The sequence below is a fragment of the Cupriavidus pauculus genome (assembly GCF_008801835.1).
GTDB classification, from domain to species: Bacteria; Pseudomonadota; Gammaproteobacteria; order Burkholderiales; family Burkholderiaceae; genus Cupriavidus; species Cupriavidus pauculus.
Genome location: NZ_VZOW01000043.1, coordinates 12,370 through 34,331, shown reverse-complemented (window position 1 = coordinate 34,331; position 21,962 = coordinate 12,370). Strand labels below are relative to the sequence as shown.

The following is a 21,962-nucleotide window of genomic DNA, read 5'->3' as shown; positions in this document are numbered from 1 at the left end:
CTTTCCTATCGTGCGGACAGCTTGCGAGCCATCGCGCTGCCTACTCGCGACAGTACGGCAGCGACGCGACCCTGGACGTACCAGCCCAGCATCATGGCCGCGTTGCAGCGCGCGTCCGCCACCTTCAGCGCCTGCCGGTTTCGGAACAGGAAGCGCGCGGTGTTGTAGAGCGCGTAGCTTTCGTAGGACAGCCGCCCGCGCCCGCGCGCACCGCCGGTCGCTTGAGACGGCGGCAGGTTGATCTGCACGGCGCGCGGCTCGTAGACAATCTTCATGCCGCGCGCCCGCGAGCGTACGAGGTAGTCGGTTTCTTCCCGGTAGCAGTTGCCCACGTAGCCTGTGTCGAAATCGATTGCCTTGGCTGCGTCGGTGCGGATCAGGAACGATGCGTGGCACACCGGTACGTCGATGGGCCGCGATGCCCCCGCGGCGAAGTCGAACTGCAGGCGATCGAGCCGCACCACGTCGTCGGCATTGCCGGCGACGTTCCGGCGTCGCATCACGGCCTCATCGGTGTCTCTGTCGTCGCGCAGGTACAGCGCGGAGGCTCCCACGATATCGGCGGACGTTTCCGCCGCGGTCAGCAGCAGCCGCGCCATCGCGCCGGGCTGCAGGATGGAGTCGTCGTCGCCGAAGTACACGTACTCGGTCTGCGCCAGCGACTTGCCCCGGTTCTTCGACGTCGTCTGCTTGCCATTGACCGCGTTGCGCAGATATGTGACCTGCGGATGGCGCTGCATCAACTGCCGGGCCACCTCGGGCGTATCGTCCGGAGAGCAGTCGTCCACCAGAACGAGCTGCGCCACTTCAGGCTGCAGATACGATGCGATGGTCTGCGGCAGCAGATGGGCGCGCTTGTAGGTCGGGACGACCACCGTCACCTTAGGCTGGCTGTCTGACATGGTGGATCTTGGCAATAACGTAGACGATTGCGGCAAACAGCAGTGCCTTGCACATCGGCACGACGAAGAAGAGCTGATTTTCGCGCGGGATCAGCAGGAAGAAGGGCAGCGTTGCCGCCAGAATGAACAGGCCCAGCGGCGCCATCCTGGCTACGCGATAGAGCACCTTGAGCACGCCGCCGGTGAAAGCACCCGCCAGCAGCGGTCCGACCAGCGGCGTGTACAGCATCGATTCGGCCACCGCCGAGCCGCCCATGCCCTTGCCGTTCAGGTACATTTCCGCATCGACGATGAACGACAGCCGATGCGCGAGGCTGGCCGTCTGGTGCGCGAATTCCAGCGTCTGGCCCGTTGGCAGGCTGCCGAAGGTGCGATGGTAGCCATCGATGAAGATCGCAAAGGTCGATTGCAGTCCGTCCACGACCGGCGTGAACTGCGCGATGTGCTTGAGCGTGGACACCACGAAGATCAGACTCACGCCCTGGCCGTAGAAAAAGCCGAACAGTGTCTCGAACGGATCGCCGGTCAGCGCAGTGGTAATGGGCATGCCGATTCGCACGCGACCCACCACGTCGGCCAGCAGCGCCATGCTGAATACCGCGGCGCCGGCTTTCCACCAGGACACGCGGATGTCCTGCGTCGTCACCAGCAGCCACGTCAGGCCGATGATCTGCGCCATGGGAATGCCGCGGGCGCCCTTGAACATGTCCAGCGCGCAGAGCAGGATGCCGACCGCGTATCCGGCGAGTGCCGGGCGCAGCCGCGGGCGCGACGCCAGGTAGGCGAACACGCACAGGATCAGCCAGCCGCCCAGCGCGTAGGGAATGCCGCCGGGACCGCCGTACTTGTACATTGCCAGGTAGTCGCCCGTGCGCCACGTGTCGACGTTGATGTAGACCCGATACAGCGTGAACGGCAAGATCGCCAGGCCCATGCGCAACGCGATTGTGCCAAGGTAGCTGTCCTCGCGGCGGGGCAGATCGCCAAGCCGGCCAGCCACAATCGCAATGCCGCAGAGGAACAGACAGATCGCTGCAAGCGCCTTGGCGACGAGCACCTCGTCCATCGGACCCATCAGAAACCAGTCGCCATAGCGATAATCGGCCCATCCGGCGAAGTAGGTAATCAGGAAACGGCTCAGCAGGAACAGCGTCGTAGTGGCGCAGATGAGCATCGTTGGATTGAACCGGCTGGTGGCCGCATGACTGACCCTGTACATGCATGCGAAGAACGTCAATGCGGTCAGCGGAGCCTGCCAGGCGAGATCGCCAAAGGCGCCGCTGATCAGATTCGCAACCGCCAGAAGCAGTATCGCGAGTAACGACAGCTCAGGCATCCCGGACTCCAAGAAACAAAACGAAAGCAACCACCAGCAGTACGAGGTTTGCCAGTGCATAGGCCACGGCCGCACCTGCAAGGCCGCTCATGCCGGTCAGTATGTAGGTGGCCAACACGAAGCAGGCCGAAAAAATCAGCTCGAGCGCCCAGGAAAAACGCAGATTTCTCTGGTAAATGAAGAACGCCACGAACGGCATGGCCAAGGCTTTGAACGCGTCGCCAAGCAGTTCGATCCACAGCAACGGGGCGATGCCCGAAAAGGCATCCGAATACAGCGTGCGCACCACGACGTCGGCAGCCTGCCAGAGGATGGCCGCACCCACGGCAAAGCCAAGGGCCACCAGCGCCGCATATGTCGGCAGGCGCGACTTGAGCGACCGGCCAGGCGCGCCGCTGCGAAACACTTCCGGAAGCAGCACGAAGCTGACCACGGCCTGCGCCATGGCGACAACGGCATCCGAAATGCGGAACATGCCCTGCCAGAGCCCCGCCGCCTCGGGTCCGACGCGCACCGAAACGACTTCACGCACCGTGATCACGGCCGCCGTGCCGACCACCGCCGGCGCTAGCGCAATCAACACATAGGGCGCCAGCGCGCGCGCCGCGGCCATGCCGTCGGACAGCGACGCCAGGCCGCCGTGCCAGCGGGTGCGGGTGAATGCGGCAACCGCGAGCCAGGCGACGAGCGTGGCGGCAAATCCGGCGAGCAGGGCATGGACGGCGCTTTGTACCGAGCCCGGCGTCACGAACCACCAGTAGCTGGCAAGCGCCGCGACGCCCGAGAACGCCAGCACCAACGCGTTCAGCCTCGATCGGCCTTGCGCCAGCACGCTTGCCTGGATCTGCAGTGCAAGTCCGGCCAGCAGGCCAAGCGCCAGCGCCGCCAGCGGACCAAGCGCCTGCGCGCCGCTGACGATACCCAACTGCCGGAAGCCGCTGTGCCACACCGCGATCAGCACGGGTACGCAGAGCGCAAACAGCATCCCGCCGTTCAGCCACTGGTCGCGTGCGCGCTCGTCCTGAGTTGGCGTCGAGAGCCGTGCCACGAGGCCCTGCGCAATGCCGCCGTTCGAGAAGGTGGTGTAGAGGGTGGCCAGGCTGAAGACGTTGCCCCAGGCGCCAAAAGCGATGGGGCCGAGCTGGGTCGAGAGGATCTTGTTGGCGGCAAGGCCGCAGAGCAACTTCAGTAGAACGCCCAGACCCGAGATCAGGGCATTCAATGCCATGGAGGCGATGCCAGAGTCTGGTGCGGGCTGGCGATGCGCGCCATCAGCCGCGATGTCATGGCGTTTAACAGGTAGCTGGTCAGGAAGAACGCCGACGTGATCTTGCCGAACCCTTCCATGGTCCGCATGATGAACCAGACGGAATGGGCGGAGCGAATCTTGTTCGACGAAAAGGACCGCTTGCGAACGCGGTACCACGCCAGCGTTTTCGGCAGGCGTTCACCACGCAAGCCACCTTTTATGAGGATGGCCCATGCCGCGAAGTCCTCGGCGACATGGCCAGGCGGCATGGCGGGAAACACGCCGTCGCCGGCGATGTCGCGCTTGAGCATTACAGCCAGACACCCGACGCCGCGTCGCGAATTATGAGAAAACAACGTCAATCGATTCGGCCCGCATATTTTCGATATTGGCCGGCCGCTGCCGTCTTCGAACGGAATATAGTCGTGGTAGCTGAAATCGAGATCGTGTTCGCGCATAAACCGCACCTGCTGCTCCAGTTTATGTGCATCCCAGATGTCGTCGGCATCGAGAAATGCGACGAATTCGCCCTCGGCTGCCGCGATTCCGATATTGCGCGCGCGCGCGGGGCCATATGCGACCGGATTGGTAATGATTCGAATACGTGAATCGGACGCGGCGAGGCTGGCCAGGACGGAGGCCGTCTCGCCATTGGAGCCATCGTCGACCAGAATCCACTCAAAATCGGTCAGGCTCTGCTGCAGAATCGAGCTGGCAGTTGCGCCGATATACTTTCCGTCGTTATGAACGGGTGTAATGACGCTAACCAGTTTTTTTGCGCTCGGCATGGTCATTGTGCAGGGAGAAGCAGTTCAAGCCGCCTGGTTTGCGACGCATGCGAGTATAAAGCATTGAATGCTGCGGTTGCAGCATGCCGGAGTGGCGAGAGATCCCGGGTTTGTAAAATTCTGTGAAGTGTGCTCGCCATCTCCGAGGCATTTTCCACCACGCAAATTGCACGGCAGAATTCGGTGTCACTCAGTGCGGCGTCATAGCCAACCGCCGCATTCGGCATGCAAATCACGGGCAGCCCAAATGACAGCGCTTCCGCCACCTTGGTTTTCATGCCGCTGCCCCAGCTGACGGGTGCCAGGTAGACGGTGGCGCCTGCAAAGGTCTGCGCCATGGCTGCCGGCGAAGGCCCGTCCACCACCGTCAGTCCGGGGTAGCCGGCCGCCATTTCGGCCGCCCGTGCGCCTGCCACGACGAAGTCCGCCCGCACGTCCGATATTCGGAAAAACAGTCGAGCCACCTCGGCAAAATCACGCAGGGCGCTTTGATTCGGTTCGAACCCGAAATGTGCCGTAAAGAGAATTTTCGGGATGCTGGACGCGCCGCCGGCACCCGCTTCGCCCGACTCACCCGGCGGCAGCGAAATCGGCAATATTCCGGTGCGCCCGGGCGTGCCGTATTGGCGATCAAATAGCGCGCGATCCGCCTCGGTGATAAATGTCACGAAGTCGGCAAAGCGGCTCGGTGCTTCCGCGCGACGGATCAGCCAGGTATCGACGGCATTGCTTACCTGTCGTAACACATTTCCTTCACGATGCTGGCGTTTTAGCTCGGCCTCGACGTTGTCGCTCAGGATGCCATAGGTCTTGCCCGGCATTTTCCTGCGCATTTCCGCCATCAGCCCGCCGCAGCGCGAATTATGGAACAGCACCACGTCGGCGGCGCGGGCGTGGCGCATCAGCAGCGGGCGATGGGTAATCAGGTACGTGGGGTAAAGGCGCAGCCGCGCGACGACGTCGCGGGTTTTGTTCTTTTCGAGATATACGCGTTGGCAATGGGACGGGAAATCGAAAATCTCGCCGTCTCCCATGTCCTTGCTGACGACCGTGACCTGGCTTACGCCCCGCACGCCGCAAAGCGCCTGTGCCAGCGATCGCAGGTAGAGCCCGCCTCCCGATAGTTCCTGCAGGCCGTTGGGTGAAATCAGCAGAACCTTCACGAATTCAATAATTGCAATTGGGCGCGGAGCTGATCGCAGAACCGCGCAATGGAAAAGGAGCGCGCAATCAGGGCATGCATCGCGGCGGGATCGGAATGCTGACGCAAACGGGCGAAAATCCCGGGCGCCTGCTCGAAGAAGGCCGCGGAGTCCGCTGGCAATTCGCTGACCCATGGCACACCCTGGCGCAGGAATACGTCGCACGCGCCGACCCGCGTGCCCAGTACGCTGACGCCCGAAGCCAGTGCCTCGAGGGTCACCAGCTCAAACCCTTCGAACAGCGAAGGGAAGACCATCACGTCGATTCGGTCGTAGAACTCGCCCATCCGCTGCGGCGCGAGGCCCGACATGATCGTGACGTTGGGCAGGCCTTGCAGCGCAACCGGCGCGTCGCTGGTGGTGGCGATGGTCAGTTCGATATCGCGCTGGGTGCCGACCCAGCGGGCAATATCGATCAGGTATGGCAGTCCCTTGCCATACTCGAGCCGGCCGGCAAATCCGAGCCGCACCTTGTCGCCAACGAACTTCGGCCGCGGACGGAATACGGACGCGTCGATGCCGTTATGAATGACCGTGCATTTTTCGGCGGGCACGCCATGCGCTGCGACGCAAATGTCGCGCACCGCTTCCGAGACGCAAACCACCCGGCGCGCGCGGCGCATCGTCATGCCTTCCAGCAGCGCCAGCACCCGCATGCCCAGAAACCGGTTACCCGATCCGGCAAGCGCCCGAATATAACCGGTGGCCGAGCCGTGCACGATTACCGCTTCGGAGGGGTAGACCGGTGTGTACGACGAATTCGAAATGGTCTCGAACCTGTGTCCCGATATTCGGCGCACCCACAGCCAGGCAGAAGCGGCCAAAGGAAACAAAAACTGGGTAATGCGCTTGCCGCGCAGGAACTGTGGTAAAACCGTTGCTTCGTCAACTAGTGCTACTTGGGCCCCGTGGCGGATCAGGTCATTTTGGAGCAGATGGACCACACGTTCGACTCCGCCGGTATTTTTGACCCCGTTACGCGATACAAGATAAATAGGCAAGAGCATGGACGAAACCGAAGTGGCGCGTGTGCCGTGCACAACGCTGAGGGCCGGCCCCACTATCGGAGCATCATGATGTGAAGTTTAATGTTGGCTGCGCGCGCACCTGGCTGCGGCGTGAACCCGGCACATTCTACGCGAATCGTTTTTGCGCGAAAAAAATCGCAACCTTCGCGCTGCCGATACAGATCTGAGTTTCCATGTTCGAATTTTTCTGGCTCCCCGCGATCTCGGCCATGCTGAGCGCGGGCGCTGTACTGATCCTGCGGCCGTTGGCAACGCGCGGCGGCCTGCTTGACCACCCTGGCGGCAGGAAGCGGCACGAAGGATCCACGCCGCTGGTGGGCGGCATGGCGATCCTGATTGCGTTATGGATTTCCAGCGCAATGTTCGTGCGGGGCTACGATCACTACACCGCGCTCTATATCGGCCTGACATTGCTGGCGCTGGTCGGGCTTTTCGACGACCTCAACGGCGTGTCGCCGCTGAGCAAGCTGGCGTTTCAGTTCTTCGCGGCGATTCTGATGACGTCGTGGGGCGAGGTGTATCTGCACTCGCTGGGAGACCTGCTGTACAAGCGCGACGTGATTCTCTACGCCTGGGGCATCCCGCTCACGCTGCTGGCCACGCTGTCTGTGGTCAATGCCATCAACATGACCGACGGCATGGACGGCATGGACGGCCTGGCCGGGGGCTTGTCGTTGATCGTGTTCGCATGGTTTTCGTGGCTGGCGCATGACGTGGGCAACCCCGGGGCGCTGCGGATCTGCCTGCTGATGTGCGGCGCGATTGCGGGCTTCCTGCTTTTCAACATGCCGAGTCCGCTGCGTCAGCGGCTTGTGTTCCTCGGCGACGCCGGCAGCCTGCTGCTTGGCTACGGGATCAGCTGGTTCTCCGTCGAACTGTCGCAGAAAGAGTACAACCCTGGCGGCCACGTGCCACCGGCGGTGATGCTGTGGGTGGTCGGACTGATCCTGATCGACCTGCTGGCCGTCGTGATCCGGCGGGCGGTGCAGGGCAAGAATCCGCTTTCGGCCGACCGCACCCACCTCCACCATCTGCTGCTGCGCATGGGTTTCAGCACCAAGCAAACCGTCTGGTTTCTGCTCGTGGGCAATTTCGTGCTGGGCCTGATCGGCGTGGTCGCGTGGAAAAAGGGCGTGCCGGAGTCGATCATCTTTGCCGGCTTCCTGCTTTTTACTGGCCTCCACTTGCTGGTGATGCAACGGGCGTGGATCGTCATCCGCTGGGTGCGGCGCATTCGCTCGCGCTAGTCGCCCGCGGCATGGCCGGACGTCATGCCCGGGCCGCCACGTCCCGCAGAAGCGATTCCCATTGGCCAACTATTTGGTCGACGGTGTGTGCCCTGGCCGTCTGCCGGCCGCCATCAGTCAGCCGATGCCGCAAAGGTGGGCTGTCCATGACATCGAGCAGCCCCGCCGCGAGCGCGTCCGCCGAATCCACGGGTACGACGCGCGCGTTGACACCGTCCTGCAGCAGCGACCTGGGCCCGGTGTCGCAGGCGGTTGCCACCACCGGCAGGCCATGCGCCATCGCTTCCAGAAGCACCAGTCCGAATCCTTCATAGCGCGAACTCAGGCAGAAGACACTGGCGCCGCGATATGCGGTTTCCACGTCGCGCCGCGCGCCGGGCATCGACACGGTGTCACCGATGCCAAGCTCCTCGATCAGCGTCTGCAATGCCTGCCGTTCCGCACCTTCCCCGACGATCTCGAGCTGCCAGCCGGGTGCGGCGACAACGACTGTCTTCCACGCGCGCAGCAGCACGTCGAAGCCTTTTGCCGGCACCAGGCGGCCCACCGCAAGGACCTTGCGTGTGTTGCCCGCCGCGGGTTCGGCAGGCAGGTCGAAGGGCAGCGGATTGGCGATGGCGCGCACGTCAAATGCGTGCCGGATCGCCGTGCGCCAATGCGCTTGATCTGCGGCCGTCAGCACCACGATGGCCGACGCGGTGCGCGCCGCAAGGCGACGCGCCACGCGCCGCAATGGCTTGCCCAGGTCCTCGCCAAAATGACAGTGTTCCCAGCCAATGCGGCGCACGCCGGTTCGGGCCAGGGCGGGCAGGGTGAACAGCGTCAACATCGGATCGACTTCGATCATGATGTCGATGCCGTGGCGCCTGGCGTCCTCGCGGATGCGTCTGACTGCGGTCAGGTAATGGCGCTTGAACGACGGCCGCGTGTCAAACAGGGCGCGCAGTTCCACATCCGGATGCAGCGCGAAACATGTCGTGGGATCGAACAGACTGACGATGTGAACCACGTAGCCGCGCGCGGCGAGCGCGTTGGCGACAACCGCCGTCATCCGCTCCGCGCCGGCGTACGCGTTCATCGTGCCCGTCAGGAAGCAAATGACCGGCGTCTGGCTCATGACTGCTGTGTCCGGCGTGCGTACGCCCATGTGACGATGCCGGCCAGCACTGCCAGCGCACCAGATGTCGCATATCCCAGGATTGCCCCGCGCGCGCCGAGTCGCGGAATGGCAAGCAAATCCACGGCAACGGTCGCCGCGCATGCGAGCGCCCACTTGGCTGCGATCCAGCGCGGCTTGCGCAGATAGGCGGCCAGAACGGTGAAGCCGACGTCCGCGAACACCAATGGACTCACCAGGATCGCGAGTTGCATCAACGCAGTGGCATCCGCAAAGGCCGAGCCGTAAAGCAGATGTACGATCCACGGCGCCATTACCGCCAGGACAATGGCGCCGGCCGCGCCTACGACGGCCAGGAAGAGTGCGAGTTTGCCAACGTTGGCAATGCCGGCGGCGCGCTCGCTTTTTGCGTACAAGAATAACGGCGCGATGCCGCTGGCCAGGATACTGCCCAGCGCCGTGAAGTTGTCGACGATCTGCATCGACGCGGCATAGGCGGCAAACTCCGCGGCCTCGACATGCGGATGGAGAATCAACTGGTCGATGCGCCGTGCCGCCATCATCAGCATGAAGCTGACCCAGAACAGCGCACCGTCGTGCAGCAGTTGGCGGCTCAAATTGAGGTCGATCGGCACACGCGAAACCGGCATCCGCCGGCGGTAAAGCGCGCAAAGCAGGATGGCGGCAAGCACCGGTTCCAACACGAACGCCGTCGCATAGGCGCCCGTCAGCTCGATGCTGCACAGCGCCAATACGATGACCGTGCCGACCTTCAGGGCCAGCGCCGCAACATTGATCAGTACGACGGGCCGGGTTTCGGTGCGCGCCTGCATCCAGGCGATGACCACGCCGAAGGGTTCGCGCAACAGGATAGCCAGGCCAAGAATCAGCGCGGGCCACCAGTTCCGCGCTGGCTGACCGGTGGCGGCCAGGAAGCCGGCGACCAGGGCGTAGCCGCCCACGCCCGCCAGCAAGCGCAGCCAGAAGACATGTACGAGCAAGCGGTGCTGACGTGTGGCGTCGCTTAGTGCAACCAGTCTCGGGATGACCACTTCGCCGCCACAGATCAGTGCGACCGATGCGCCAATGAACACGAGCGACTGCGCGTACTGGAAGGCGGCGAAGCCGTCAGTGCCAAGTGTGCGCGCCAGGATTGCAACGACGCCGACACCCGCAAGCACCTGCGCGCCCCGGTCCAGCAGCATCCAGCCAACATTGCCTGCTATGCGCCGGCGCATGGATGGGCGTGGCCGGTGTGGCCGCGCGAGGGGGCGCTGAGTTCGTGGTAGAGCGCCAGCCACCGATCCGCGGCGGCCGCGATGCCGAAATGCGTGACGATGCGTTCGCGGCCAACCCGGCGGTCGGCGGAAGCCGTGTCCACCGTGGCCAGCGTGCGCAGCATGGCGCGCGCCAGCGCATCGGTATCCCCCACCGGCACCATCGCGCCGACATCGCCCAGCAACTCGGCCACGCCGGGTGCCGATGTGGCCACGACCGGACACTCGCAAGCCAGGGCCTCGCCCAGCACGAGCGGCATGCCCTCGATGCGCGACGATAGCGCGAAGACGTCGGCCGCATTCAGCAGCGCTGGAATATCGTGACGCGTGCCCAGCAGCACGGCCAGGTCCTGCAGGCGATGATGGGCGATCCGCGCTTCGAGCGCGGGCCGTTGCGGCCCGTCGCCGGCAATGAACAGCCGCGTCGGCGTGGAGCGGTCCAGGCGTGCAAACGCATCGATCAACGCCACCTGGTCTTTCTCGGCGGCAAGGCGGCCGATGTTGAGCACCATGCGCGTTCCCGCGCCCAGTCCAAGCTGCGCGCGTGTCTGTTCGCGCAGCAGCGCGTCGGGTCTGAATTTGTCCGTGTCGATGCCGTTGTACATCACGCGCACGCGGTCGCCCGTCACGGCGCCGGCCCGAATCATCTCGGCTCGGCTGGACTGGCTCACCTGCGTGGTGAGCGTGCACCAGGTGTTGGTCAGCCGATACAGCGTCATGCGCAACCGGCCGCCTTCGGAAAAGCTGTGCGCGGCGCAGATCAGCGGCGGCAGATCCGCCACGCGCGTCAGCACGCGGGCGAACATGTTGGCGTGGAACATATGCGCGTTGACGATGTCCGGCTGCCAGCGGCAGGCAAAGCGGCGCGCCGCCGCGAGGGCCAGGGCCATCGAGACCGGCGTCTTGCGCATGTCAAGCATCAGACGCTCCACGGCGTCCGGCATCGGCACTTCGCAATCCGGGGTGAGGCTGATCAGGGCCACGCGGTTGCCTCGATCGAGGAATTCACGCGCCAGCGCGGCGACCTGTTGTTCGGCGCCCCCCATGCGCAGGCCCGTGGTAACCAGGAGAATGCGCAAGGGTCGTTCAGTGGCGGAAAACGCGTGAAGGGTCAACGTGCACCGTAGCCGGTCAGAAGGGTCCGCAAGGTCTTGATGGCAATCAGCAGATCAAGGGCGAACGAGCAATGCTTCACATAATAGAGGTCGTAGCTGAGCTTGGTGACCGTTTCCGCGTGCGTGCCCACGTAACCCTGCTGAACCTGCGCCCAGCCCGACAGGCCGGGCCGGACCAGGTGGCGATACGGATAGTAGGGAATGCTCTGCGAGAACTGCTCGACCATCGGCACCTGCTCGGGGCGCGGCCCGATCAGGCTCATGTCGCCGATCAACACATTCCACAACTGGGGAATCTCGTCCAGCCGGTATTTGCGGATGATGCGGCCGACGCGGGTGACGCGCGGATCCTGCTTGGCCGCGAACTGCGCCGGAGCGTCCGCATCGGTGGTCATGCTGCGGAATTTCAGCATGACGAAGTGCCGGCCAAACAGGCCGACGCGCTGCTGGCGGAACACAACCGGTCCGGCCGATTCCAGCCGTACCGCGAGGGCCGTCACGATGCTCAGCGGCAGCGCGATCGGCGCCAGGCAAAGCACCGCAACGATGTCGAGCAGTCGCTTGAAGAAACCGTAGAAGTAATGCTTGGCGTAGTCGTCGAGAAAATTCTCATCGATATGTGCCAGACCGACGCGGCCGGTCAGCATCTCGCCGATACGTTCCACCGAATAGAGCCGCACATGCGTCATTTTCAATTGCGACAACTTGCGCGTGCGGTCGGGGTCGGCCGTGGCGTTGCGATCGACCATCAGCGCATCGCATCCGGTGGCGTCCTTCAGCGAATAGATTTCCTCGAGCCGATGCGGGCTCGGCGGCGCTGCGCCCGGCATGCTGAGAATGCTCTCAAGCTGGGTGAGCGCTGCCTGGTCCGAGTACCCGAACGTCGGAATGTAGTTGCGCACGAACAGGCGGTAGCCGATCCAGGCCCACGCAAGCGTGCCGAAGTAGCTGAACAGCAGGGCGACGCGCGAATACTCGAGCCTGACGATTGCAAACCCGACCAGTAACCCCGCAAACGACAGCGTTACCGACAGGCCAACCAGGCTGTTGCCCTCTGCCGCGGGCAGGTGCAAGGACCGCAGCGTGAGCACGAATGCGAAAAGGTATGCAACGCAGGACCAGATCAGGGTGCGGGTAAACAGGTTGGTGACCAGGCCGGTCGACCGGCGCAGCATTTCCGCCCCAAGAATGGAAAGACCCAGCAGCACCAGTCCAAGTAGCGCCCACCCCACCATGCGGCTGGCCCGGCGGATGATTTCGGATCCTCGGGCGCGTACTGCAGGCGCTGAGCGGGGAATACTATTTGTTTTCGTCATTCGCGATTCTAGCCTTGCGTCCACCGCTCACCCCGGTCGTCGGTGCCATGGATTTACAAATATTTTCAATCTGAAACCAATCATTCCGCGATCACTGCCATGCCGTTTCAGCAAGTATGATGGCCGGACGTGGTGGAAGAAGGTGCACAGTAGGGCTCAATTCGAAGGGGCGGTCTTCCTGATCGCTCCGGCGCGGGCGGACAGGCAATTGACGGCCGGCGGCGGCGCACGATTATAACTGTACCCCTGCCCGGATTTCACGAAAGTGGGCGTAAGCGCAACGACCCGGCCGCACCTGCCGCGCGTGCGGACACCCGCTTCGATGGTTACCCGGACTTCACAATCCGGCACAATGCTGGTTTGTCACCGGAATGGCTTCGCCTGTCTTCCACTGTGGTGAACACCGCTCATATCGACTGGAACGCTTATGCAAATTGACCCCTCGATCTTCAAGGCCTATGACATTCGCGGCATTGTCGGCAAGACGCTGACCCCGGAAGTTGCCCGCGCCATCGGCCTGTCCTTTGGTTCGGCCGCTGTCGAGCTTGGCGAAAAATCCGTGGTGGTGGGCCGCGATGGCCGTCTGTCCGGTCCGGACCTGCTGGGCGGGCTGGTCGAAGGCCTGCGCGCTGCTGGCCTTGATGTCATCGACCTGGGCATGGTCGCCACGCCGATGGTGTATTTCGGCACCAACGTCGAACTCGACGGCCGCCGTGCCACGTCCGGCATCATGGTGACGGGCAGCCATAACCCGCCCGACTACAACGGTTTCAAGATGGTGCTGGGCGGCAAGGCGATTTATGGCGACCAGATCCAGGCATTGCGCCAGCGTATCGAAGCGGCGAATTTCACCAAGGGTGCCGGCGACTACAAGCTTGTCGACATCCGCCAGCAATACCTCGACCGGATCATCGGCGACGTCAAGCTGGCTCGCCCGATGAAGATCGCGCTGGACGCCGGCAACGGCGTGGCGGGCGCATTCGTCGGCGACCTATTCCGCGGGCTGGGCTGCGAGGTCGTGGAGCTGTTCTGCGATGTGGACGGCCATTTCCCGAACCATCATCCGGATCCGGCGCATGTCGAGAATCTGCAGGATCTGATGAAATGCCTGCGCGAGACCGACTGCGAGCTGGGCCTGGCGTTCGACGGCGACGGTGACCGTCTTGGCGTGGTGACCAAGGACGGGCAGGTGATCTTCCCCGACCGCCAACTGATGCTGTTTGCCGAAGAAATCCTGTCGCGCAATCCCGGTGCGCAGGTGATCTACGACGTGAAGTGCACGGGCAAGCTGGCGCCGTGGATTCGCCAGCACGGCGGCGAGCCGCTGATGTGGAAGACCGGCCATTCGTTGGTCAAGGCCAAGCTCAAGGAAACCGGTGCACCGATCGCCGGCGAAATGAGCGGCCACGTGTTTTTCAAGGACCGCTGGTACGGTTTCGACGATGGCCTGTACACGGGCGCCCGCCTGCTGGAAATCCTGTCGCGCCACGCCGATCCGAGCGCCATCCTTAACGCGCTGCCGAATTCGAACTGCACGCCCGAGCTTCAACTGAAGGTGGCCGAAGGCGAAGCCTTCACGCTGCTCGACAAGATTCGCGCCAATGCGAAGTTCGACGGAGCAAAGGAAGTGATCACGATCGACGGCGTGCGCGTGGAATATCCGGACGGCTTCGGTCTGGCCCGGCCGTCGAACACCACGCCGGTGGTGGTGATGCGCTTCGAGGCGGACAACGACGCCGCGCTGGCGCGTATCCAGGCCGAATTCAAGCGCGTGATCCTGGCGGAAAAACCGGATGCAAAGCTCCCGTTCTGACGTGGCGCAATCGGCTGCCGTCGCGACCCCGGCGTCCCAGGCGTCGGGGTCGCCGTTTGTATTGCCTGCGCGGCCGCGCATCCTGATCGTGAAGGTGTCCTCGCTCGGCGACGTCGTGCACAACATGCCGCTGGTGCATGACCTGCGCGCGCGCTGGCCCGATGCCGAGATCGACTGGGTGGTCGAAGAAGGCTATGTCGATCTGGTCCGCCTGCTGCCCGAGGTGCGCCGCGTGATCCCGTTTGCGCTGCGTCGCTGGCGCAGACGCTTCTGGCAGGGCGAGACATGGGCCGAGGTGGGCGCGCTGCGCGCGGCCATCCGGGAGCAGTCGTACGACGCCGTGCTGGAAACGCAGGGCCTGCTCAAGACGGCCATCGTAGCGCGCACGGCTGCCCGCGCCGCTGGAGCACCGGTGATCGGGCTGGGCAATGCTACGCAGGGTTCGGGCTACGAGCCGGCTGCGCGGCTGTTTTACACGACGCCGGTAACGGTGCCACGGCAGACCCACTCCGTGCGGCGCTCGCGCTTGCTCGGCGCCGCACTGACCGGTACGCAGCCGACCACCGTTCCGCGTTTCTTCGGACCGGCCGCCACTACGCTGCATGTCGACGATCCGCTTTGGCGCGATCTGCCGCAGCGCTATGCCGTGTGTTTCCATGCCACGGCCGGCGCCAAAAAGCGCTGGCCGGTGGCCAACTGGCACGCACTGGGCCAGAAGCTTCACGCCGAAGGGCTGAGCGTCCTGCTGCCGTGGGGCAACGAATCGGAAAAACGCGATGCGCAAGCGCTGGCCGCTGGCATGCCCGGCGCGCGGGTCCTGCCGCGCTTTTCCGTGATGCAGGGATTTGGATTGATCAACCATGCCGAAGTGGTGATCGGCGTGGACACGGGCCTCGTCCACATCGCCGCCGCGCTGTGTCGGCCGACTGTCGAAATCTACACGGCCACTTGGCGCTGGAAGACCGAAGGCTACTGGTCTGACCACATCGCCAATGTGGGCGACGACGGCGTCGTGCCGGACGTCGACGAGGTGTATGCCGCCGCGCGGCGCGTGCGCGGGGTGTCTGTCTGATGCTTCGTCTTGTTTACAGTCTGCTGTGGCTGTTGATTCTGCCGCTGGCGTTGTTGCGTCTGGTCTGGCGTTCGCGCAAGGAACACGGATACATCGAGCATGTGGGCGAGCGCCTGGGTCGTTATGGCGGCCTTTCCGCTCAGGGGCCGTGGCTGTGGGTGCACGCCGTGTCGGTCGGCGAAACGCGCGCGGCGCAGCCACTCATCGACGCGATACTGGCCGAGTATCCGCAACATCGGCTTCTGCTGACGCATATGACGCCTACCGGCCGCCAGACCGGCGCGCAGCTTTATGGCGATAACCCGCGCGTGCAGCAATGCTATCTGCCATACGACATGCCGCCGCTGGTCCGACGATTCCTGTCGTATTTCAGGCCGGACGCCGGGCTGATCATGGAAACGGAAGTGTGGCCGAACCTGGTGCACGTGACGCGCCGCGAAGGCGTGCCGCTGTTTCTGGTCAACGCGCGCTTGTCGCCGCGCAGCTATCGCCGCACGGCGCGCTTTGGCAGCGCGGCGGCGTCTCTGTACAACGACTTCACCATGGTGCTGGCGCAAACTGCCGGCGATGCCGAGCGATATCGCGCGCTTGGCGTGAAATCGGTACAGATCACCGGCAATCTGAAATTCGACATGCAGTTGCCGGAAGCGGGTCTGGCGCGGGGGCAACAGCTGCGGCGTGCGTTTGGCGGACGGCAGGTGCTTGCCGCAGCCAGCACGCGCGAAGGCGAGGAGCCGTTGATCCTGGAGGCGTTCGCGCGCTGGCCGGGCGCGCGCCGGCCGGCCTTGCTGTTGGTGCCGCGGCATCCGCAGCGGTTTGACGAAGTGGCGGCAACGGCCGCGCGCGCCGGGTTCAGTGTCCAACGCCGCAGCGCGCTCGATATCGACCGAGGCGACGCGCGAATCGACGCCGACATCGTGCTCGGCAATTCGATGGGCGAAATGGCGATGTATTACGCGGCATCGGATATCGCCTATATCGGCGGCAGCCTGATCCCGCTCGGCGGCCAAAATCTGATCGAAGCCTGTGCGGCGGGCACCCCCGTGCTGATGGGACCGCATACGTTCAATTTCGCACAGGCTACCGAGGATGCGATTGCGGCGGGCGCGTGCGAGCGCGTCGCCGACGCGGACGCATTGATGGCGGCAGCGGCGGAGGTACTTGACGACTTACCGCGCCTGACGCAGATGCGCGCCAATGCGCTGACGTTCGCGGGGCTGCACCGGGGGGCGACGGCTCGCACGCTGAGCGCGCTCGCGCCAGTGTTGCGCTGACATACAGCGCCGGCCGGTACCCATAGACTGATGGAGATTGATGGTTGCGGAGCGGCGTTTAGGCCACTTGCGTATCGACCATGATGACGCTTCACCTGATCGAAGGAGTCCATCCATGCCCAAGATGTTCGTGTCCCGTTGTCTCGCCACAGTGCTGGCGTTGGGAGCCGTTGTGATGATTTCAGCCTGCGCCACGGGCCAGCCGGCGGATAATCCGTCGGCCGGCGCCAGCCTCAATGAAACGCGCTCGAGCGGCCCCAGCCGCTGGGAACTGGTGCGCTGGCAGCGCACGGACGGGTCGCTGCGCGATATTCCCCATGGCGACAACGGCGAACCGATCGTCTTCAATTTCAGCGACGGGATCGACTCGTCCCAGGGCACGGTCAGCGGCACCAGCGGCTGCAATCGCTTTACGGGCGGCTATGGCAAGACGTCCACGGGGATTCGTTTCGATCGCATCGCCGGCACCCGGATGGCCTGCCCGGGACCGCGCATGGAGCTGGAGTCCGCGCTGCTCAAGGCGATGCAGTCGCCGCTCACGACCGTCGGCACGCAACCATCGGCGGGGTCGACGGGACGCCAGATCATCTGGAAAACCGCCGACGGCGAACTGTTGCAGTTTGTGGAGCGCGAGGGCGTGGGCAGGCGCGGCGACAAGATCGATCCGGCCACGGGCGGTGCCGGCGGCAAAGAGAAAATCGTGTACATCGACTCTCAGCGCGTCGAGTGTTCCGGCGTCGGCAAGATGCAGTGCTACCGCTGGCGCGAATCGCCCGATGCGCCGTGGCAGCTCTGGTATGGACCGATCGAAGGGCTCGATTTCGAACCGGGGGTGCGCTACAAACTGCGCGTGCGCGAGTACCAGGTACCGAATCCGCCCGCCGATGCCTCAACAATTCGCTGGCAATTGCTCGACGTGGTGGAGCGGCAGCGGGGCGGATGATATCGCCGATCGTTTAAAATGCCGGCCTGATTCTTGTGCGCTCGGTCAGGTATCGAGCGCCGGCTGACTGTCCAGGCTATCCATGATCTCCAGCAAGAACCGGCTATCGACGATGGCCGATGTCCTAGTCTTTGCGTTTCCCATTCTTGTCCTGTGCGTACCGCGGGGGGCAGGGGTGTTTCTGGCGGGTGTGGTTCTACTGGCAATCCTGGGCTGGCGGCACATGCGAGACGCCTGGCGCCAGCATAGTGCCGTCCTGAACCCGATCAGCTGGGCCGTGCTGCTGTTCCTGGCCGTCTACGTGGTTTCGAAGGTCTACCACCATACGCCGTGGAACGTGATCGACAATCCATCGCGTGCGCTGTTGGCCATCCTTACCTGCTGGGTCATGGTCTGCGTGGCGCCCAATGCGGATCGCCTGTGGCAGGGCATTACTGTAGCGCTCGGCGTGGCGCTGCTGATCGTCGGCTATCAGTACCTGGTGATGGGCAATGGCCGGCCTTCGGGATGGGTGCAGCCCATCGCATTTGCCAACATGGTGGCGGCGCTGGCGCTGGTCGGCTTCGCGCGTCCAGGCGAAAGCCATCGCATTGACGCGCTGGCGTGGCTCAATGTTGCCTGTGCGGTGCTCATCCTGGTCATGAACGAGACACGCGGTGCCATGGTGGCGATGCTGCTGACGATGTTTCCGTTGCTTCTGGTGCGATATCGCCGATTTGGTCTGAAGATGTTTGTGGCATCCGCCGTCGCCATCGTTGTGCTCCTGGCGGCCGGCTACGCCGTGCCGGGCAGCCCACTGGCCAGGCGCGTCGATCAGGCGGTGACCGAGGCAAGCCGCTTCGTCGAACAGGACAAGGTCGAGACGTCGGTCGGTGCCCGGCTGAAGATGTGGCAAATCGGCATGTCGTATTTCGCCCAGCATCCGGTGATGGGAGCTGGCGTCGGGCAGTTTGCAACGGTTCTGAAGGCATCCGCGTATTGCCGGCATCAGGCCGAACTGGTCAGAAACGCCGATGCTGAAGACCTGCCGGAAAAACAGGTGGTCTGCGTGCTGGAACACGCCCACAACGACATCGTAGAGGCGGCGGCGACCACGGGCGTTCCGGGTTTGTTGGCGATGCTCGGGCTGTTTCTGGTGCCGGCCGTCCTGTTCCGGCGGGCATTGAAGACCTGCCACGCCGCCACGAACCTGCGCGGCGTGAGCCTGGCCGCCGCTGGACTCGGCGTGGTCATGGCGTCACTGATTTCCGGCCTGACGCAGGTCACCACTGCGCACCAGGCCAACATCGTCTTCTATGCGGGGCTGATTGGCCTGCTGCTGGGACTTGCGGCGCGCGAGGCCCGCAGCACCGCGCTGCAATCCAGCTCGTCCGATGAGAAGGTGCGCCAGGCAGGGACCTCCGCTGCGCGCGTCGGCGATCTGGGTCGCGTTGCCTGAAGCGACGGATGTGACCCGGGCGGCGGGGCGCTAGCTTTGCGGCAAAGCGCCTTCGCGTCGGCTGCGCTCCCGGCGCACCGCGCCGGCGCCGGCCACCCCCACCTTCCCCTTCCCCGGCAATCTATACATCGCCCCCGGCGCCTGCGTCAGCAGGGTATTGATCCGCACCACATCCTCTTCCGACAGCACGCCCGTCGATGCCTTGAGCCGCAGGCCGTTCATGATCGTGTCGTAGCGGGCCTTGGCAAGGTCGCGGCGTGTGGAGAACAGTTGCGCTTCGGCGTTCAGCACGTCGATGTTGATGCGCACGCCCACTTCGTAGCCAAGCTGGTTCGATTCCACGGCGCTTTGTGCGGAGCGTTCCGCCGCTTCCAGGGCCTTGACTTGCGCCAGGCCGTTGAATACGCCGGAATAGGTCTGCCTCGCCTGCTGTGCCGCGGTGCGGCGCGCGAATTCGAGGTCGCTGGCGGCCTTGTCGGCCAGTGCAAGCGTCTCGCGCACCCGTGACTGGATCTGGCCGCCGGCGTAAAGCGGGATGCTCAGCTGCACGCCGACCACGCCGGAGTTGTAGCGACTGCCGACATTGCTGAGCTGTGTGGCCGTGCCCTGGGCGTTGGTGTATCCGTAGGACGCCACCAGATCCACGGAGGGCAGGTGGCCGGCCTTGGCCTTGTTGGTTTCGCGCTGGGCCGTTTCGAGGTTGTAGCCGGCGATGCCAACCTGCGGATTGGTCTGCTCGGCCTGCGACGCCCAGGCATTGACGTCTGCCGGCATCGGGCCGGGAATCGCGGCTTCAGGGCGCAGGCCCATCAGCTCGTCGACGGGCTTGCCGGTGATCTGCTGCAGCGTGGCGCGCGCGACTTCCAGCGCGCTTTGCGCCGCGATTTCCGTGGACGTGGCCAGATCGTAGCGCGCCTGTGCATCGTTGGCGTCGGTGATCGTGGCAGTGCCGACTTCGAAATTGCGCTTGGCCTGTTCCAGTTGTTCGCCGATGGCCTTTTTCTGCGCGCCTGCCAGATAGAGGTTGTCCTGTGCGGCGAGCACATCGAAGTACGCCTGCGACGCGCGCGTGATCAGGTCGAGCTGGGCTTGCTGGAACGTGACTTCGCCGGCCAGCGATGCCAGTTCGCCCTGCTTGTACGTTTCCCACCGATCCCAGCGGAACAGCGGTTGCGTCAGCTGCAGTGCCCAGGCATTGGCGTTGAAGTAGCGCGTGGTGTCGACCGGCGAACTGTAGTCGGCCATCGTTCGCTGGGCGCCGGCGGTGCCCAGAACCTGCGGCAACAAGCCCGCGCGGCCCTGCGGCAGTTTCTCGCGCGTGGCCAGCAATTGCGCACGGGCGCTGGCGAACTGGGCGTCATTGGCTTGCGCGTCGCGATACACCTGCAGCAAATCGGCCGCCGCCGCGGCGGGCATATGCAGCCAGGCGAGCAGGGCGGCCGCGAGTACCAGGGGTTTCCTGGCCGCACGGGGCACGGCGGAAAGCGCAAAACTCATGACTTCTCCAGCTCGGCCAGCGGCGCGCGCGGCCAACTTCGGTTAGTGCGACGGGTGTACTACGGCAAGGATGAGGTACGGCGACTACGACGACTACTCGGCGGAAGCTGCGGGGGCTGCTTTGCTGCTGGCGGACGGTGGCCAGCCGGCGCGACGCGGCGTCGGCGGGCGCAGCGCTACGGGCATGACAACGGTTGCCGCAGCGGCGCCGCCGGCGCCGGCATCGATCTGCCAGGAACTGCTAGTACTGCGGGACGGACGGATCCACCTGAGTCGACCAGGCATGAATGCCGCCGGTCAGGTTGTAGACCTTGGCATAGCCCTGGCGCTCCAGGAAGCTTGCCACCTGCATGCTGCGCGCGCCGTGGTGACAGATGCAGACGATCTCTGCGTTCTCGTCGATGTCATTCAAGCGCGCGGGGATCTGACCCATTGGAATATGCGTGATGCCGGGCATCGCGGCGGTCTGGATCTCCAGGTCTTCACGGACATCCAGCAATACCGGTTTGGCGCGGCCGTCATCGGCCAGCCATTGTGCGAGTTCGGGGGCGGAAATCACCTGCATGGCTGGCTCCGTATCAGAACTTGAAGCGTGACGGCTGGGCGGCGCCTTGCAGCGGCTTGGCCAGCGTCTCGAACAGGTTCACCACCTGGTATTCGGCGTCCGACACGCGCGTCACGATGCGGGCTTCCATCACCGGCGCGGTGCCGACGATGGCGGCAATGCGACCGCCCACCTTCAACTGCGACAGGATCGACTGCGGAATTTCCGGCACCGATGCCGAAATGCAGATCACGTCGTACGGCGCGGCTTCGGCCCAGCCGTCGGCGGCGTTGCCCTCGGCGACATCGACATTCGAAATGCCGGCGTCGGCCAGATTCTTGCGTGCCAGCGCCACCAGTTCCGGATGGATGTCGACGGTCAGCACGTGGCGGCCGCGATTGGCCAGCAGCGCGGCCATGTAGCCCGAACCCGCGCCGATTTCCAGCACATTTTCATGCTTGCGCACGTTCAGGTCCTGCAGGATGCGGGCCTCGACGCGCGGCGGCATCATGTTTTCGCCGGCGGGCAGCGGGATCTCCATGTCAACGAACGCCAGCGCGGCATATGCCTGCGGCACGAACTGCTCGCGCTTGACCACGGCCAGCAGGTCCAGGATTTCCTGGTCCAGCACGTCCCATGGGCGGATTTGCTGTTCGATCATGTTGAATCGGGCTTTTTCGAGATCCATCTTGCCTTTCCTTCCAGATACTTGCGGGGTGCGCTGCCGGATGCGGATGCCCCGCCGTCAGCGCTGTTGTTTCGATTGATGCCGGCCGCGCCACTCCCGGGCTGGCGTTGGCGCCC

Annotated in this window: 19 protein-coding genes; 6 read left to right on the top strand and 13 right to left on the bottom strand. The window is 64.3% G+C overall.

Annotated elements, in window-relative coordinates:
- Positions 1–5: 5 nt before the first annotated feature.
- From F7R19_RS26595 to F7R19_RS26570, 6 genes are read right to left on the bottom strand one after another with little or no spacing between them, the layout of a single operon-like run.
- The gene (locus F7R19_RS26595; RefSeq protein WP_150982580.1) at positions 6–902 is read right to left on the bottom strand and encodes a glycosyltransferase family 2 protein; all 897 of its coding nucleotides are present in this window, start codon (positions 900–902) and stop codon (positions 6–8) included.
- Positions 883–2,238, bottom strand: coding sequence for an O-antigen polysaccharide polymerase Wzy (gene wzy, locus F7R19_RS26590; protein WP_170292663.1), 1,356 nt, complete (start codon positions 2,236–2,238; stop codon positions 883–885). Before wzy ends, F7R19_RS26595 begins: the two co-directional genes overlap by 20 nt.
- A complete protein-coding gene (locus F7R19_RS26585) occupies positions 2,231–3,466 on the bottom strand; it encodes an MATE family efflux transporter (protein WP_150982576.1) in 1,236 nt (411 codons plus the stop codon). The genes wzy and F7R19_RS26585 overlap by 8 nt, the downstream gene beginning before the upstream one ends.
- Positions 3,457–4,275, bottom strand: a complete 819-nt coding sequence (locus F7R19_RS26580) for a glycosyltransferase family 2 protein (RefSeq protein WP_170292662.1) — start codon at positions 4,273–4,275, stop codon at positions 3,457–3,459. Before F7R19_RS26580 ends, F7R19_RS26585 begins: the two co-directional genes overlap by 10 nt.
- A gap of 2 nt (positions 4,276–4,277) precedes the next feature.
- Positions 4,278–5,438, bottom strand: a complete 1,161-nt coding sequence (locus F7R19_RS26575) for a glycosyltransferase (protein WP_170292661.1) — start codon at positions 5,436–5,438, stop codon at positions 4,278–4,280.
- The gene (locus F7R19_RS26570) at positions 5,435–6,484 is read right to left on the bottom strand and encodes a glycosyltransferase family 4 protein (protein WP_150982570.1); all 1,050 of its coding nucleotides are present in this window, start codon (positions 6,482–6,484) and stop codon (positions 5,435–5,437) included. Before F7R19_RS26570 ends, F7R19_RS26575 begins: the two co-directional genes overlap by 4 nt.
- A gap of 194 nt (positions 6,485–6,678) precedes the next feature.
- On the opposite strand from F7R19_RS26570, the gene F7R19_RS26565 reads away from it, so the two are divergent.
- Positions 6,679–7,752 carry an MraY family glycosyltransferase gene (locus F7R19_RS26565; RefSeq protein ID WP_150982568.1) on the top strand — a complete coding sequence of 358 codons (1,074 nt, stop codon included), beginning with the start codon at positions 6,679–6,681 and terminating at the stop codon, positions 7,750–7,752.
- 22 nt (positions 7,753–7,774) lie between these two features.
- On the opposite strand, the gene F7R19_RS26560 is transcribed toward F7R19_RS26565, so the two are convergent.
- Genes F7R19_RS26560 through F7R19_RS26545 form a run of 4 tightly spaced genes read right to left on the bottom strand, consistent with a single transcriptional unit; the run spans position 7,775 to position 12,577 of the window.
- A complete protein-coding gene (locus F7R19_RS26560; RefSeq protein WP_150982566.1) occupies positions 7,775–8,869 on the bottom strand; it encodes a glycosyltransferase family 4 protein in 1,095 nt (364 codons plus the stop codon).
- Positions 8,866–10,074, bottom strand: a complete 1,209-nt coding sequence (locus F7R19_RS26555; RefSeq protein WP_249043175.1) for an oligosaccharide flippase family protein — start codon at positions 10,072–10,074, stop codon at positions 8,866–8,868. The genes F7R19_RS26560 and F7R19_RS26555 overlap by 4 nt, the downstream gene beginning before the upstream one ends.
- A 17-nt stretch (positions 10,075–10,091) precedes the next feature.
- Positions 10,092–11,225 carry a glycosyltransferase gene (locus tag F7R19_RS26550; RefSeq protein WP_223505833.1) on the bottom strand — a complete coding sequence of 378 codons (1,134 nt, stop codon included), beginning with the start codon at positions 11,223–11,225 and terminating at the stop codon, positions 10,092–10,094.
- A 32-nt stretch (positions 11,226–11,257) separates the two neighbouring features.
- Complete coding sequence (locus F7R19_RS26545) at positions 11,258–12,577, bottom strand: sugar transferase (protein ID WP_150982564.1); 1,320 nt, start codon at positions 12,575–12,577, stop codon at positions 11,258–11,260.
- A 427-nt stretch (positions 12,578–13,004) separates the two neighbouring features.
- Here F7R19_RS26545 and F7R19_RS26540 point away from each other — a divergent pair, with 427 nt between their 5' ends.
- The 5 genes from F7R19_RS26540 (at position 13,005) to F7R19_RS26520 (ending at position 19,117) form a co-directional block, all read left to right on the top strand.
- A complete protein-coding gene (locus tag F7R19_RS26540) occupies positions 13,005–14,390 on the top strand; it encodes a phosphomannomutase/phosphoglucomutase (protein WP_150982563.1) in 1,386 nt (461 codons plus the stop codon).
- Complete coding sequence (gene waaC, locus F7R19_RS26535; RefSeq protein ID WP_150982562.1) at positions 14,371–15,462, top strand: lipopolysaccharide heptosyltransferase I; 1,092 nt, start codon at positions 14,371–14,373, stop codon at positions 15,460–15,462. Before F7R19_RS26540 ends, waaC begins: the two co-directional genes overlap by 20 nt.
- On the top strand, positions 15,462–16,736 hold the full coding sequence (gene waaA / locus F7R19_RS26530; protein ID WP_150982561.1) for a lipid IV(A) 3-deoxy-D-manno-octulosonic acid transferase: 1,275 nt from the start codon (positions 15,462–15,464) through the stop codon (positions 16,734–16,736). The genes waaC and waaA overlap by 1 nt, the downstream gene beginning before the upstream one ends.
- Before the next feature lie 115 nt (positions 16,737–16,851).
- Positions 16,852–17,679, top strand: a complete 828-nt coding sequence (locus F7R19_RS26525; protein ID WP_150982560.1) for an META and DUF4377 domain-containing protein — start codon at positions 16,852–16,854, stop codon at positions 17,677–17,679.
- A gap of 82 nt (positions 17,680–17,761) precedes the next feature.
- Complete coding sequence (locus tag F7R19_RS26520; protein ID WP_150982559.1) at positions 17,762–19,117, top strand: O-antigen ligase family protein; 1,356 nt, start codon at positions 17,762–17,764, stop codon at positions 19,115–19,117.
- 30 nt (positions 19,118–19,147) lie between these two features.
- On the opposite strand, the gene F7R19_RS26515 is transcribed toward F7R19_RS26520, so the two are convergent.
- From F7R19_RS26515 to F7R19_RS26505, 3 genes are all read right to left on the bottom strand, one after another.
- Entirely contained in the window at positions 19,148–20,614 is a 1,467-nt protein-coding gene (locus F7R19_RS26515) for a TolC family outer membrane protein (protein WP_150982558.1), read from the bottom strand.
- A gap of 241 nt (positions 20,615–20,855) precedes the next feature.
- Entirely contained in the window at positions 20,856–21,179 is a 324-nt protein-coding gene (locus F7R19_RS26510) for a rhodanese-like domain-containing protein (protein WP_150982557.1), read from the bottom strand.
- A gap of 13 nt (positions 21,180–21,192) precedes the next feature.
- On the bottom strand, positions 21,193–21,846 hold the full coding sequence (locus tag F7R19_RS26505; protein ID WP_061952580.1) for a protein-L-isoaspartate O-methyltransferase family protein: 654 nt from the start codon (positions 21,844–21,846) through the stop codon (positions 21,193–21,195).
- Positions 21,847–21,962 lie beyond the last annotated feature (116 nt).

Excerpts from the sequence above, each read along its gene's own strand:
- wzy (WP_170292663.1), bottom strand. The coding sequence starts at position 2,238 with ATGCCTGAGCTGTCGTTACTCGCGATACTGCTTCTGGCGGTTGCGAAT.
- F7R19_RS26580 (WP_170292662.1), bottom strand. The coding sequence starts at position 4,275 with ATGCCGAGCGCAAAAAAACTGGTTAGCGTCATTACACCCGTTCATAAC.
- F7R19_RS26525 (WP_150982560.1), top strand. The coding sequence starts at position 16,852 with ATGCCCAAGATGTTCGTGTCCCGTTGTCTCGCCACAGTGCTGGCGTTG.
- F7R19_RS26540 (WP_150982563.1), top strand. The coding sequence starts at position 13,005 with ATGCAAATTGACCCCTCGATCTTCAAGGCCTATGACATTCGCGGCATT.
- F7R19_RS26505 (WP_061952580.1), bottom strand. The coding sequence starts at position 21,846 with ATGGATCTCGAAAAAGCCCGATTCAACATGATCGAACAGCAAATCCGC.
- F7R19_RS26570 (WP_150982570.1), bottom strand. The coding sequence starts at position 6,484 with ATGCTCTTGCCTATTTATCTTGTATCGCGTAACGGGGTCAAAAATACC.
- F7R19_RS26520 (WP_150982559.1), top strand. The coding sequence starts at position 17,762 with ATGATCTCCAGCAAGAACCGGCTATCGACGATGGCCGATGTCCTAGTC.
- F7R19_RS26585 (WP_150982576.1), bottom strand. The coding sequence starts at position 3,466 with ATGGCATTGAATGCCCTGATCTCGGGTCTGGGCGTTCTACTGAAGTTG.
- waaA (WP_150982561.1), top strand. The coding sequence starts at position 15,462 with ATGCTTCGTCTTGTTTACAGTCTGCTGTGGCTGTTGATTCTGCCGCTG.
- waaC (WP_150982562.1), top strand. The coding sequence starts at position 14,371 with ATGCAAAGCTCCCGTTCTGACGTGGCGCAATCGGCTGCCGTCGCGACC.
- F7R19_RS26510 (WP_150982557.1), bottom strand. The coding sequence starts at position 21,179 with ATGCAGGTGATTTCCGCCCCCGAACTCGCACAATGGCTGGCCGATGAC.
- F7R19_RS26560 (WP_150982566.1), bottom strand. The coding sequence starts at position 8,869 with ATGAGCCAGACGCCGGTCATTTGCTTCCTGACGGGCACGATGAACGCG.
- F7R19_RS26515 (WP_150982558.1), bottom strand. The coding sequence starts at position 20,614 with ATGAGTTTTGCGCTTTCCGCCGTGCCCCGTGCGGCCAGGAAACCCCTG.
- F7R19_RS26545 (WP_150982564.1), bottom strand. The coding sequence starts at position 12,577 with ATGACGAAAACAAATAGTATTCCCCGCTCAGCGCCTGCAGTACGCGCC.
- F7R19_RS26555 (WP_249043175.1), bottom strand. The coding sequence starts at position 10,074 with ATGCTGCTGGACCGGGGCGCGCAGGTGCTTGCGGGTGTCGGCGTCGTT.
- F7R19_RS26595 (WP_150982580.1), bottom strand. The coding sequence starts at position 902 with ATGTCAGACAGCCAGCCTAAGGTGACGGTGGTCGTCCCGACCTACAAG.
- F7R19_RS26565 (WP_150982568.1), top strand. The coding sequence starts at position 6,679 with ATGTTCGAATTTTTCTGGCTCCCCGCGATCTCGGCCATGCTGAGCGCG.